This window comes from Streptantibioticus parmotrematis (assembly GCF_019890615.1).
Classification (GTDB): domain Bacteria; phylum Actinomycetota; class Actinomycetes; order Streptomycetales; family Streptomycetaceae; genus Streptantibioticus_D; species Streptantibioticus_D parmotrematis.
Genome location: NZ_JAINVZ010000021.1, coordinates 85,402 through 97,991 on the forward strand (window position 1 = coordinate 85,402; position 12,590 = coordinate 97,991).

The following is a 12,590-nucleotide window of genomic DNA, read 5'->3' on the forward strand; positions in this document are numbered from 1 at the left end:
GCGCGCCCCGCGCAACAGCGTCGTGGCAACGGGGCCGCGTCGCCACGGCGCCGACATCACCCACGCGAAAAAGCTCCCCGACCCGCGTTTCCGCAGTTCAGGGAGCATCTGAGGAGTGGAGCCTAGGGGAGTCGAACCCGAAATTGTTACCCATCTGACCTGCGGAAACGCCGAAGAATCGGATATTCGGCCCCGTTTCCATCTCCCTGCACCCTGCTCCATCCGCCTCGGTCAGACTCCCGTGCTGACACGTCAGCACGGGCCTGGAACACATTGCTGAAGAGAATCTCCGCTCATGATCAAGCCCGTACTCATCATGCCCGTCGGATGATATGCGTCCGCTCAAGACCCATTGCACAAGTGAAAGCATCGATGAAGGCTCCAGACGGCGTCGACACCGGGGCATACACGAAAATCAGGACAGGCCCACGCGGGCACTGATCGCGGCAGGATCAGCGATTGATGGCAGCGTCGTAACTGGCTGACTCACGCGCAGTGCCGGACTTCGTCAAGCGGCTGCCGCACGACTGGCCGGCGAGGAGCAAGCTATGCAGCACGACACGCTGGCGAGCAACAGGCCCAGGCCGTCTTGAAGACGGTGCAGCAGACCCTGGAAGCACAGGCCAGGGCGCAGCAGCTGGAAGCCAAGCGCGACGTACGTGGCCTTCCTGCAAGCCGCCCAAGCGCTCATCGAAGACCGAAAGCGCGACCGAGGCGCTTTGGACAAGGTGCTCCTCGCCGAGGCTCAGCGGCCGTACCAGGTCCTGCGGCTGGACGGACCCGACAATGTTGCGACGCATGGGCACTTCCTGATGCAGGCGATCATCGACTCCATGGATGACCGCTCGGTGGGCGCAGCTGCGATCGACCACTGCCTGCACCAGCACGTCACCGTGGCACAGCGCCAACTTCAGGAACCGTGGTGCTGGATGGGCGGAAGCCGTAACTCCTGGATCGCAGGCGGGACGCCCGTACCCCCTGCCACCGGGACCTGAGGCGAACCAAGGTCGCATCACAATGAGGCGGCCGCTCGTTCACCAGGAACGTTACGCGATGATCCCCATGAGCAGGGGCTATGCCAAGATCCCCGCTACACCACTCGGTCTCTCGGTGGGACACCATCCGTTCGATGCGATGGTTCTCGACTTCATGCCTCGGGGCGAGCTGCGGCTGGCAGCCTGCCCGCCTCAAGGACCTTGCCAGCGGATCACCGTCGACTACCTTCGTGTCGGGGGCGCCTGAACCGTGGCTCAGGACGACTACGCCCACCTTCAGGTGATCAAACCATCTGACGATACGGGGTCGTGAGTCCGGCGGCCCTCACACCGTTATCCACAGCCTGCAAACCATGCAGATCTCCGCCGGTACAGTGGGTTCGCTGCCCAGCGTTGCGCTAAGCGAGAATCGGACGTGATCTGTAGCGGAGAGTAGCGGGTTTAGGGATGGGGATCGCGTAGGGACAGCACTGGCGACCTAACGTGCTACTTGGTGGATGGAGACATGGAGCGTTTGGAAACACCGGTCACGCGAGAGACCTCCGTCATGGGTGAGGGTGTCTCAGTGAGGCAAGCACCCCTGCCACCAGGTCGTGCGTCCGTTGACGATGGCAAGTTGAAGGACACACCAGCGAACCGGGCGCTGCATCCCGTGGTGACACCGCAGGCTCTCTTTACGGATCCAGAACTGATTGACCACGCCTACTACGCTGACGAGAAGGCTGTCGTGCTCCGCGACGACGTCCGCGCCGGGCTACGCAAATTGATCGATGCGGGAATCAAAGTCGACTGCATTGTGACTTCGCCGCCCTACTACGGGCAGCGTGATTACGGATACGATGGTCAACTCGGCCTCGAAGAGCGCCCACAACAGTTCATCGACAACCTGGTGGAAGTATTCCAGCTGTGTTGGGAGGTTCTCAGCGATACTGGTTCGCTGTGGATCAACATCGGTGACACCTACTGGAGTGGCAAGGGCGCGCATAAGAGCGGTGAAGCCAAGCAAGGGGCGCGACGCTTCGGAATCAGACCTCAAGACCGGCCCGGAGATGGCACGTGGGCGCGGCCGAAGCAGTTGCTTCTAATCCCTCATAGGCTTGCTATCGCTCTGCAGGACGCCGGCTGGCTTGTCCGCAACGACAATGTGTGGGTGAAGCCCAATCCTGTTCCAGACCAGGTACGTGATCGCTGCTCAATCTCGCACGAGTACGTGTTCCATTTTACGAAGAGCCGGTGGTACTACTTTGATCGCCTTCCTGTAGGGCGGAAGCAAGAGAAGACGGGGAGCGTGTTGCCGCCGCTCGATACGTGGGATGCGCGAACTGCCTCTGGTAACGGAGGGAAGCATCGAGCGACCTTCTCTGATGACCTCGTGAGCATCCCGATCTTGGCTTCGACGCCACCCGATGGAATTGTTCTGGATCCATTCAATGGGTCAGGAACTTCTATGTTGTTCGCTAGAGCACGTGGATTTCGGTCAATTGGGATCGACCGTAGCGAGGACTACTGCGAGCATGTTGCAGATGAGCTCAAGAGCCTAGACAGTCAACTCCACCTGGAGCCGTAGGGTGCCGATTTACCTGTCGAAATCCGACCTCAAAGAATCTGTTCGCCGTCTCGGTGAATCGTCGGCTGCATCTCGGCTTGGCGACTTCCTTGTCTTCAAAAGGGCTCTAGAAATCAGAAAGCGTGAGGCGCAGGCGGGAGGGCCTGAGCCCACTGATGTAGTCACGGGCACTAAGTCTTCCCACTTCGTTAGAGCGATCAGGGAACTAACCTCGTGTCATTCAGATTTGGAGGAAGAGGTTAAAGCTGGGAACCCGTACTTTGTTCCATTCGGGGCTATGCGTGAGGACAGTCGGGGCTACCGTTCTCATAAATACCCGTCAAATGGCCCGTCTGACACGGCTAGTCGCTGGCAGACTCGTGCCACGCCGCCGTTCAGGCTGGTGCCCGGGACTAGCCCAAAAGCCTTCCGGTTCGAGGAGCGCAGCAAGCAAGAGTTGGTGTCGTTCTTCATTGTCAAGAATGCGCAAGCTCATTTTTCAGGTGAGCGACCGCGGATAATTGATACTGCCATGTGGTGGTTCCGATTTACTGATCTTGAGGAAAGATTTCAGCACGAGCCGACCGAGGAGGAGCTGATTGATGCAGCTATCGCCGACCTCGGACTAAATCATGCTGAACTCCATGCCTTGTTTACTGCGAGCAATGAGAACCCACTCGATTTGGCGTCGCAAGTCGAATCGACGACCGCCGAGGAGTCCTTGTGACGCATGCCTTCGCCGATATGCTCGCCGATCCAGCGGAATACCTCCCAGCGGCCCCTCAGCCTCGAGCTTCGACACCACTTTCCACCCCAACGTCGACTTCCGCAGCACCACCCGCAAACCTTGCAGAGCAGATAGAACATGTCGCGCAGTACGTAGCAACCCGGGGCTTCGTGTTCGACCCTTGGCAAATTGCCGCGTTCATTACAGCTGTGCGTACCAAGCCGTTTGTGATTCTGGCCGGTATCTCGGGAACCGGAAAGACCAAGCTACCTAGGCTTGTGGCTGAGGCGACGGGAGCTAAATGTATCACCATCCCTGTCCGCCCAGACTGGACTGACAGCAGTGATCTGATCGGCTTTGAACGACTCGATGGTTCGTTTCAACCCGGAGAGCTGTTGCGTGTTGCTCGCCAAGCGCAGGAGCATCCCGAGCAACAGTTCTTCTTCGTATTGGACGAGATGAACATTGCGCGGGTTGAGTATTATCTAGCTGAAGTGCTTAGCCACTTGGAGAACCGTAGTCCGGACTCTGACGGCCGAGTTATGTCCGACCCCTTGGCCCCCCAGTTGATTGATTCAGCTGCGAATGAATGGGCGCAGGTGCGGCTGCCAGATAATCTGTGCCTCGTTGGCTCTGTCAACATGGATGAGACCACGTATGGCTTCTCCAAGAAAGTTCTTGACCGTGCTTTCGTGATTGAGTTCTCGCAAGTCGACTTGTCTGCAGTGAAGCCAGCGAATGGGCAATCTGTACAATCACCCCAATGGGAAAGCTCTCACTGGAAGGCTCGTGCGCTCTCGCTAAGCAGTCATCCCGACTGTGATACTGAAGCTGTTGCCTCTATCATCGAAACCTTGACAGAGGTCAATGGGATTCTGGAGCAAGGCCAGCTTCAATTCGGCTATCGGGTGCGCGATGAAATCACCATGTTCTGCCTCGCAGCGAAGGATTGCGCAGACCTGTTTGCTACCTCCGACTCAGGAACGGTCGATCCGCTTGATCTCGCCATCGCGATGAAGGTGCTGCCACGAGTACAGGGTGGAGGAGCGACCATCCGGAACGTACTCGACGGCCTCCACGTTTGGGCATCTCCATCTTCAGAGGAGGAAGCTCATGGATTGCCCTCGGGCAACGATTCTCAGTACCCATTCTGCGCTGACCGACTGGAGCTCATGTTGCGACGTTTGCAGGAAACGGGCTTCACTAACTTCTGGCTGTAGCGCATGGTAACCGGACGTTTGCTTCAAGTCGTTACGCCATTCGCGACTATGGAGATCCATGGGCCGCGACGGGCACGCTGGGCTCTCTCAACTCCGTCGGACGTTGAGCCACGCCTCGAGGTTGAGGCATCGACTGGCTCAGCCGGCGTGCAGGTGGTGGGACATTCTGACTCTGCCTCGGGGATAACAGGGGGAGAATTCCCACATTTCTTCGAGGATACTACTTATCGGATAAGAGTTAAGTCCCATATTCCGGGAAGATCCCCGGTGCTAGCCCACCGCGATCCGCTGCTACTTAATTCCATCGACTCCTATCCAGAGGACTTGATGTGCGCCGGGTCAGTGAATTTTGGTCGACAGGTTGGTTTGTGCACACTGGAGGTGGGTGTCGGGCACGAAACATTGCGGCTGACAATCGAGATTTTCCCTGCCAAGATTGACTATGCTACTGATTACCAGAACCTGCTCTCCGATGTAGCAGGTACGTCTCGGGCGCTTGCGTTGGAGTATCTGCGAGCCACATATCAGACGGGTGAAGCTCGTGACGTTCGAGATGCGACCAGTCTCGATTGGCTAACGCTGTTGCGCAATGAGATCAGCCTGCTTGATCGATCAATCCGGTACGTTAATGAACACCCGCACAGAGCGCTGAGTCGTGAGATTGACTATGTACGCGCCGACCGCATCAAGCGGGCAGACGCGACCATCCGCGATGCGATCGTTCGAGGCCGTGGGCGGGGTCCCTGGACTAAGCTGCCAGGCGCTGGCCGCATCCGAAGCATTCTGCCAGCATCCCGCAGCCGCGAAACCTTGGATACCGCTGAACACCGGTGGCTTCGTCTGCAACTCGCTCTGATCCACGATCGACTATCAGACATCCATGCCACTGTGTCCGCGGAGCTGGAACGGACCCGGAGAGGTGGAGGCGCCGCGCCAGCAAGGCTGGTAGCTGAGGAGGAGGAGGTTGCCGGCTTCTCTCGGAGTATCTCGGAGCTGCTGGCACTTCCGCTGTTCGACAATATAACGGAGCCTCCTCCATCAGGCTTCGCTTCGCTCACGCTGCTGAGTGGTATCGGGTACGGCGAAGCTCATCGTGTGATCATGGTGTTGAGGCTTGGGCTGTCGATCCGAGGCGAATCCTTTGACCTATCAGTCATGGATGTTCATGGCCTGTACGAAACTTGGTGTTACCTCGAAGTTCTGAGGATTGTTTTGGCGAAGATGGGTGGATCCGCCGACCTTTCGACCTTGTTGAGAGTGGAAGAGAATGGCATTCGGGTACGCCTTGCTCAGGGGCGACGCACGACCGTTACATGTAAATCACCCACTGTCACACTCGATGTTTCTTACAACGATCACTACCGAGGGCTAACGGGGCTGCAGAAACCGGATATCGCTCTTAAATTTCGGAATGATGGCTGGCCAGATCTGCTCGTTTTGCTTGATGCGAAGTATCGACTGGATGCTTCAGACGGCTACCGGCATCAATTCGGCTGCCCGGGTCCTCCAATTGATGCCATTAACGCCCTTCATCGTTATAGGGATGCGATCGTAGTTGTTCGAGGAGAAAGCAAAACTCGTCCCGTTGTGAAGGGGGCGGCACTATTTCCTCTATCCAGCGCTGCGTCTTCAGAATTTCCTAACTCGAAACTTCGTGAGGCCCTCGAATCGCTTGGAATTGGGGCACTTCCTTTCTTGCCGGGAAACGTACAACATGTTGAGGATTGGCTGGATGGACTACTGTCACTCGCACCGGAAGACCTTGCTGTGCCCGGTCCTCCGTTTGCAGGCCTGGCTGAGAGACGTAGCCGAGGTTTGGAGTGATCACGCTCGGAGAATTTTTGACCAGGTGGGAATCCCTTTGCGAGTCGACGAGGAAGGGTTCGCTTGCCGTGGCGGGGACGCAATTACCGCAACTACTAACCTAAGCATGCCGGTTATCTAGATATTTCATCCAGGAGGCTTCGCTCAGTTCGTGGTCCAAGTATCGGATCCTGAGTGTCTGGGCAACGGTTCGTTGGTATTTTGACGTCGCCGTCATCCTCATTTGGGAGACTAGTTGGTCCAAACTTGCCACCTTTATGAGATCCGGCCTATTGAGTGCTTCTCGATACAGTTCTGCCATTTTAGGTGCCGATTGGTCGCCAGGGTGATGTAGGACAAGAATGATAGGAAGTTCCCCTCCTTTGTGAGTGGTGAGCCAAAGATCGGCGGCTAGGGCATGACATCGAAGCAATTGGTTGACTGGTCGAGATTGACTTTTTCGGCCACTTAGATCCCATAGTCCAGTTTCGTTTGCTAGCGCTTGATATTTAGGATTCACGGAAACATTCAAATGACGACTGTTGAAACGGTCGGAATACTTGACTTCGACAGCAAGGCCGAGGGGGCCGCTTTCGGTTTCGAGATGGATCCACGCATCCAGCCTTGTCATGTCTCCGAGGTGAAGGCTGCGCCTCTGAGGAGCAAACTCGACATCCATCTTGGTAACCCGATTGATGTTCATGCAAATTAGGCCGCTTATGGAGCGAGCGGCCCAGTCAGGGTCTTCCTTCAAGGGGGCCAGGAGATTGATAGTCAACGCTTGACTGGATGTTAGATATCCTGTACAGCGAATAGGGTCAATCCCCCAGCCCTCGCGCCGGCGTGTTCGGTAGAGATTCTCTGCTGAAAGCGTCGTGAAGTTCTTCCCGGCTACGGCGTCTTCGGGATGTAGAATGCTGCCCCTCGGTCGACCTCCGGAGTGGGGTTCAGTATTCCCATATCTCGGAAGTTTTAGTATGTGCCGGCGGTACCATGATTGATGGAATCTAACCCGTGCCCGGTTTCCTGATTCTCCCGGGGCTTGCGGGCCGATATCCTGGATATCGGAGGGACTCGCAGTCGGGTTTGATGAGGCATTGGCCATTCTGGTACTCCGATGTGGTGCGGCGCGTCCTATACTTTCCGACCTTATCCGATTACGGAGGGCGTTTTGGGCTCCGGATGCCGCCTCCACTTGTAGGGGGTGGTGACATGTGGAGCCGTTCCTGGAAGGCTTGCTTCTCTGACGTCTGAGCTTGGGTTCGTTTGACGGCCTACGGGAGTCGAGCCTGGCTGTCGCCACTCGGCGGCCGGCATGTGGTCGCGGCGGGAACTCGGTCTTCCCCTAAGGCGTGTTGCAGAAGGCTGTGACTTTGCAGGTCAGGACCCGGTCATTGCCGTTCTGATCACACGGCCAGGGCGAGGTTGTGCATGTGGGCGACGGCTTGGACTGCGTGGTGGAGGCCGTCGCCATACTGCCGGCAGTCACGGAGAATCTTGTAGTTCTTCAGCCGGCCGATCGCATGCTCGCCCTCGCACGGACCCGGCGATGCTCCGCGTTGTCGGCTTCCTCGCCAGCCAGCAGGGCCCGGCCGGGTCGTTTGCGGTGCGGGACTACCAAGCCGGTGTTGATATAGGCGCCGTCGCCGAACACGGTCACGCCCTGACACCGCTGCGGAAGACCGGAGTCGCGCCACACATGAGCGTCGGCCCTGTTGCCCGGCGCCGGACGAGCGGCCGCCACGACCAGGCGAGTGTCGGCATCGATGATGACCTGCACGTTCGCGGAGAACCGGTAGTTGCGGCTAGAGGAACCGACCTTGTGGTCCCGGACCGGGACCAGCGTGCCGTCCACGATCCACAACCGGTCCGCGGCATCGACGGGACGTGCGGCCGACTCGAGCGCGAGGAGGGGCCGTAACCGTTGGATGACCCTGCACACCGTGGCCGGCGAAACCCCGAAGAGCGGCGCCAGCTGCCGCATGGTGAGGTTCGTCCGGTAGTAGACAGCCACCAGCAGCACCCGGTCAGCAAGCGGCAGACACCATCGACGCCCGATACGCGGCCCGTCCCCACCCCGCTCCCGCACCACCTTCAGCAACCCCTCTAACTGCTTCATCCGCAGCCCCGTAAACGTCTTCACCCACGACGGCTCAGCTCTCAAAACCCCAGCCATACAAAGGAAATGCCCAGATCGCAGCCTTCTGCAACACGCTTTAGCCTCGCGGTTTTGGTTGGGGTGATGAGGGTGTCACTGATCATCGGTCACCGGGTGGTTTCGTTCCGTGGGCGTGCTGGAGGCCCGGCGCGGTGGTCGGGTTCTCCAGGGTCCTTCGGGTTGTGGGCGGGCAGTTGGGGTGTCGGTGAGCCGGCTGGTCGGGGCAATGCGTCGAGGCGGTGGAAGGCGTCGGCGAGTTCGTTTCTCCATGGCCAGGTCGCCGATATGCGCCGGTGGACGCGGCGGCCGCCGCGGGTGAGGCGGGCGGCGACGTGCAGCAGCCGGTAGCGGGGCTTCTTGGGCTCTGCGGTGGCCAGTTCGCCGTCAGGGAGCAGGACGAGCATCCAGGCGAGCAGGTCGATCGCCGCGAGGGACAGTTCGAGCCAGGCGGTGTTGATCGCGAAGTCGCGGGAGGGGAAGCGGCCGAATCCGGTGGTCTTGCCGCACCGGATGCAGTTCTCGACGGTGGCATGGCCGCGGTGGCGGACCTCCAGGAACTGGCGGACCCGCCGCGGGAGTACGGGGTGTCGGTGAGGAACACCTGATGCCTCAGCCCCTCGTCCTGATCGAACAGGGAGAGCTGGGCGCCGGGGTGCAGGCGTTCGCGGCGCACGATGATGTGGGTGCCCGCCGGATAGTCGGTCAGGTTGACCATGCCGGTCAGCTCGGCGACCTCAGCACCGGCACGGAGCGTCCCGTCCTGGTCCAGTGCTGGATGCCACAGATGGTCGGGCAGTTGGCGGATCGCGCGGCGGTCAGCCCGGTGATATCGGCGAGATCCGCGAGCAACCACGCCCCAGCGTGCCCGACCACCCCCATCCCATCGGCAGTGACCTGGACCTTGGGACGCAACCCGATATCCTGCACGTAGAGAGTGCCCTTTGCTTGGACCGACAGAACCCCTCAACAAGATTCATCGTCCCAGGTCAGGAAGGCACTTTCGTCTTTCCGACCCACTCACAGCTGCACCCAAGTGAAACGGCGAGGCTAGGGCGGCAGCTGGAAGACGGTCAGCCAGTCCCGGCCGGCGAGTGACGGTGTGAAGTACCACGAGAAGTTGGACAGCGGATGTTTACACTGCGGGGGTGAGGTCCTGCGTGATCAAGACCCTCGTTTCGAGTGGGGTGAACAGCCTCAGCGAATCTTCTTGAAGTTGGTACGCACAGTCACCGCAACCCCCGCGATGGAGAACCCGATCTCCTCACCGAACCGGTAGGGCACAGCCGAGGTGTACTCGTCCCCCTTCGGTTCCCGGTAGAGCACGCACTCCCCGGTCAGCACGTCCACGATCAGATACGTCGAGATCCCACGCGCCGCGTACTGGTTGAGCTTACGCCCGTAGTCCTGCCCGACCGTTGAGCGCGAAACGCTTTCCGCGACGAAGTGCACATGCTCCTGATCGACAAAGGCGTCTCCGGGGCCGAGTACGCCCGCATCCACCACCAGCACATCCGGCTCGGGCGTATAACCGTCCAACTCCGGCAGCACCCCCTTGTCCCGCGTGACATGCAGACCGGGCCCCCCACCCAGTTGCTCCGCCAACTGCGACCGGATCGAGTCGTCCGCGTCGCTGTGCGCCTCCGTAACAGGCGACATGTACAGACGTCCCTGATCAAACAGCAGCTTGGCCGCCTTGGGCAGCCTCATCGAACTGCGCACCTGCCGCAGCCACTGCGCATACTCCGGATACATCGCGGTCATCACGCCTCCCAGCCCGTCCCGAGACACCGCCATCGTACGGGCCAAGCACCTCTCACCGCCGGTCCGTGAACGGTGACCTCAGCCCCGGCCCCTCACGAAGATCCCCCACTCCGACCTCGCGGTACCAGGAAATCCACCAGGAGAACGAGAACCGGGAAATCCCTTGGAATCACTGGGCACCCGAACCCCCCGTCGGCACCGACGTGCTGACATGTCAGCACAGAAAATCGGGACAAAAGAACCCCTCTGACCACATTTCCGCAGGTCAGAGGGGTTTACATGTGTGGAGCCTAGGGGAGTCGAACCCCTGACATCTGCCATGCAAAGACAGCGCTCTACCAACTGAGCTAAGGCCCCTCGGCACGGGAGGATCGCCGTGCCGGTGACCAGGGTACCGGGTGGGCGTGGGCATTCTGTACCCGGAATCGGGGCAGGCGTCCCTAGGATGGGTTTGCGGTCGTGAAGACGGGAGCCGGATGGAGAGCTCGCCGCGGGAGGCGGTGCGGGAGCGGCAGCGGGAGTGGTACGGGGAGCCGCTGGGGGATCTGTTCCGGAGGATGATCGCCGGTCTGGGGCTGAACCAGGCCCGGCTGGCCGCCGTCCTGGGGCTGTCCGCGCCGATGCTGTCGCAGCTGATGAGCGGGCAGCGGGCCAAGATCGGCAACCCCGCCGTGATCCAGCGCATGCAGGCCCTGCTGGAGCTCGCCGCCGACGTGGCGGACGGCGCCGTGGCCGTCGGTGAGGTCGCCGGACGCATGGACGTGATCCGCGAGTCCGCAGGCGGCTCGCTGACCGGCACCACCGGCTCGGCCTCGAACGGCCTCGACGGCAGCCTCGGCCGCGGTGTGCGCCAAGCGCTTCCCGCCCGGTCCGTCGTCCGCGAGATCCAGGCCCTGCTGCGCTCGATGGGCTCGGCGCAGGAGCTGGTGACCGCCTCGGACGTCCTCGCGGCGGCCCACCCCGAGCTGGCAGAGTTCCTGAGGGTGTACGGCGCGGGCCGCACCGACGACGCCCTCGCCCACTTCGAGGCCCACCAGGACTGACCAGGAGCCGCTGCATGGGTGAGCTGTTCGCCGGGCGCTACGAGCTGGTCGACCCGATCGGGCGCGGCGGAGTGGGCGCCGTGTGGCGTGCCTGGGACCACCGGCGGCGGCGCTACGTCGCGGCGAAGGTGCTGCGGCAGTCCGACGCGCACGCCCTGATCCGCTTCGTCCGTGAGCAGGCGCTGCGCATCGACCACCCGCACGTGCTGGCGCCGATGAGCTGGGCGGCCGACGACGAACAGGTGCTGTTCACCATGGAGTTGGTGCGCGGCGGCTCGCTGGCGCACCTGGTGGGGGACTACGGGCCGCTGGCGCCGCGCTACGTGTGCGTCCTGCTCGACCAGTTGCTCGCCGGGGTGACCGCGGTGCACGCGGAGGGCGTGGTGCACCGCGACATCAAGCCCGCCAACATCCTGCTGGAGGCCACCGGCACCGGTCGGCCGCACTTACGCCTGTCCGACTTCGGGATCGCGATGCGCAAGGGCGAGCCGCGGCTGACCGACACCAACTACGTCGTCGGAACGCCGGGTTACTTCGCCCCCGAGCAACTGCTGGGCGCGGAGCCGGACTTCCCCGCCGACCTCTACGCGGTCGGGCTGGTCGCCCTCTTCCTGCTCACCGGCCGCAAGCCGGACGCTCAGGCCCTGGTCGAGCGCTACACCGCGCTCGGCGCCGTGCCCAACGCTCCGCTGGGGGTGCCGGAGCCGCTCTGGCAGGTCGTCGCGACGCTGCTCAACCCCGATCCGCAGGCCCGCTTCCGCACCGCGACCGGGGCGCGCAAGGCACTGGCGGCGGCCGTCGAACTGCTGCCGGAACCGGGGATCGACGACGAGCCGGTGGAGGTCTTCGACCAACTCGGGCCGCTGCCGGACGGGTTCGGTCCCGACGGCTCGCTCAGACCGCGCAGGACGGACGCCCAGGCTGCGCGGGACACCGCCGCCACCGGCACCACCGAAGGCCTCCGGCGCCCGCCGCTGCCGGTCCGCCGCGTCCCGGGGACCTCAGCGCCCGGCGCGTCCTTCCCCGGCAGGCCGTCCGCGTCGCCCCCGGCCCGCCTCGACGTCTACCGCATCGCGCCGCCCCGGCCCGCCCATCCCCCGCGCGCCGGCGACGCCGCGACCCGGCCGTACACCGCGGACCCGGGCGCCGTCGCGGTGCGCGAGCCGCGGACGGTCACCGTGCGGCAGGGGCCGTCCGCCAGGATCGTGGTCCCGGTGCTGCTGGTCGCCGCGCTCTGCTTCGCCGTCGGCATCTGGGCGCTCACCACGGCCGCGTGAAGTCCCGAGCGCTCACCACGGCCGCGCGAGCCCCGAGCGCCGCCGACCGGGAACGTGCCG

The 12,590-nt window shown here is 61.8% G+C and carries 9 protein-coding genes, 1 tRNA gene and 2 pseudogenes; 7 read left to right on the forward strand and 5 right to left on the reverse strand.

Features of this window, described 5'->3' with window-relative positions:
* The first annotated feature begins 659 nt into the window (after positions 1-659).
* From K7472_RS25230 to K7472_RS25250, 5 genes are all read left to right on the forward strand, one after another.
* A complete protein-coding gene (locus K7472_RS25230) occupies positions 660-995 on the forward strand; it encodes a hypothetical protein (protein WP_222980849.1) in 336 nt (111 codons plus the stop codon).
* Positions 996-1,611: 616 nt separating this feature from the next.
* The gene (locus K7472_RS25235) at positions 1,612-2,562 is read left to right on the forward strand and encodes a DNA-methyltransferase (RefSeq protein ID WP_222980850.1); all 951 of its coding nucleotides are present in this window, start codon (positions 1,612-1,614) and stop codon (positions 2,560-2,562) included.
* 1 nt (position 2,563) lies between these two features.
* Positions 2,564-3,268 (forward strand): hypothetical protein, encoded by a 705-nt coding sequence (locus K7472_RS25240; RefSeq protein ID WP_222980851.1) that lies wholly within the window; start codon positions 2,564-2,566, stop codon positions 3,266-3,268.
* Positions 3,265-4,488 carry an McrB family protein gene (locus K7472_RS25245; protein WP_222980852.1) on the forward strand — a complete coding sequence of 408 codons (1,224 nt, stop codon included), beginning with the start codon at positions 3,265-3,267 and terminating at the stop codon, positions 4,486-4,488. Before K7472_RS25240 ends, K7472_RS25245 begins: the two co-directional genes overlap by 4 nt.
* A gap of 267 nt (positions 4,489-4,755) precedes the next feature.
* Positions 4,756-6,312 (forward strand): DUF2357 domain-containing protein, encoded by a 1,557-nt coding sequence (locus K7472_RS25250; RefSeq protein ID WP_222980853.1) that lies wholly within the window; start codon positions 4,756-4,758, stop codon positions 6,310-6,312.
* Positions 6,313-6,412: 100 nt separating this feature from the next.
* On the opposite strand, the gene K7472_RS33780 is transcribed toward K7472_RS25250, so the two are convergent.
* From K7472_RS33780 to K7472_RS25275, 5 genes and pseudogenes are all read right to left on the reverse strand, one after another.
* Entirely contained in the window at positions 6,413-7,396 is a 984-nt protein-coding gene (locus K7472_RS33780) for a PGN_0703 family putative restriction endonuclease (RefSeq protein WP_372458057.1), read from the reverse strand.
* 301 nt (positions 7,397-7,697) lie between these two features.
* Positions 7,698-8,467 (reverse strand): annotated as a pseudogene (locus K7472_RS25260) (transposase family protein).
* A 191-nt stretch (positions 8,468-8,658) separates the two neighbouring features.
* Positions 8,659-9,230 (reverse strand): annotated as a pseudogene (locus K7472_RS32950) (transposase); the annotation flags it as partial.
* Positions 9,231-9,643: 413 nt separating this feature from the next.
* Positions 9,644-10,210: a Uma2 family endonuclease gene (locus K7472_RS25270; RefSeq protein WP_252396198.1), complete on the reverse strand. Its 567-nt coding sequence runs from the start codon at positions 10,208-10,210 to the stop codon at positions 9,644-9,646.
* Positions 10,211-10,494: 284 nt separating this feature from the next.
* A tRNA-Ala gene (locus K7472_RS25275) sits at positions 10,495-10,567 on the reverse strand.
* A 119-nt stretch (positions 10,568-10,686) separates the two neighbouring features.
* On the opposite strand from K7472_RS25275, the gene K7472_RS25280 reads away from it, so the two are divergent.
* Both K7472_RS25280 and K7472_RS25285 read left to right on the forward strand, forming a co-directional pair.
* On the forward strand, positions 10,687-11,253 hold the full coding sequence (locus K7472_RS25280; RefSeq protein ID WP_222980856.1) for a helix-turn-helix domain-containing protein: 567 nt from the start codon (positions 10,687-10,689) through the stop codon (positions 11,251-11,253).
* Positions 11,254-11,267: 14 nt separating this feature from the next.
* On the forward strand, positions 11,268-12,530 hold the full coding sequence (locus K7472_RS25285; RefSeq protein ID WP_222980857.1) for a serine/threonine-protein kinase: 1,263 nt from the start codon (positions 11,268-11,270) through the stop codon (positions 12,528-12,530).
* The last annotated feature ends 60 nt before the right edge of the window (positions 12,531-12,590 follow it).

What these genes read in the sequence shown, in the direction of transcription:
- K7472_RS25280 (WP_222980856.1), top strand. Translation starts at nt 10,687, where the DNA reads ATGGAGAGCTCGCCGCGGGAGGCGGTGCGGGAGCGGCAGCGGGAGTGG.
- K7472_RS25270 (WP_252396198.1), bottom strand. Translation starts at nt 10,210, where the DNA reads ATGACCGCGATGTATCCGGAGTATGCGCAGTGGCTGCGGCAGGTGCGC.
- K7472_RS25285 (WP_222980857.1), top strand. Translation starts at nt 11,268, where the DNA reads ATGGGTGAGCTGTTCGCCGGGCGCTACGAGCTGGTCGACCCGATCGGG.
- K7472_RS33780 (WP_372458057.1), bottom strand. Translation starts at nt 7,396, where the DNA reads ATGGCCAATGCCTCATCAAACCCGACTGCGAGTCCCTCCGATATCCAG.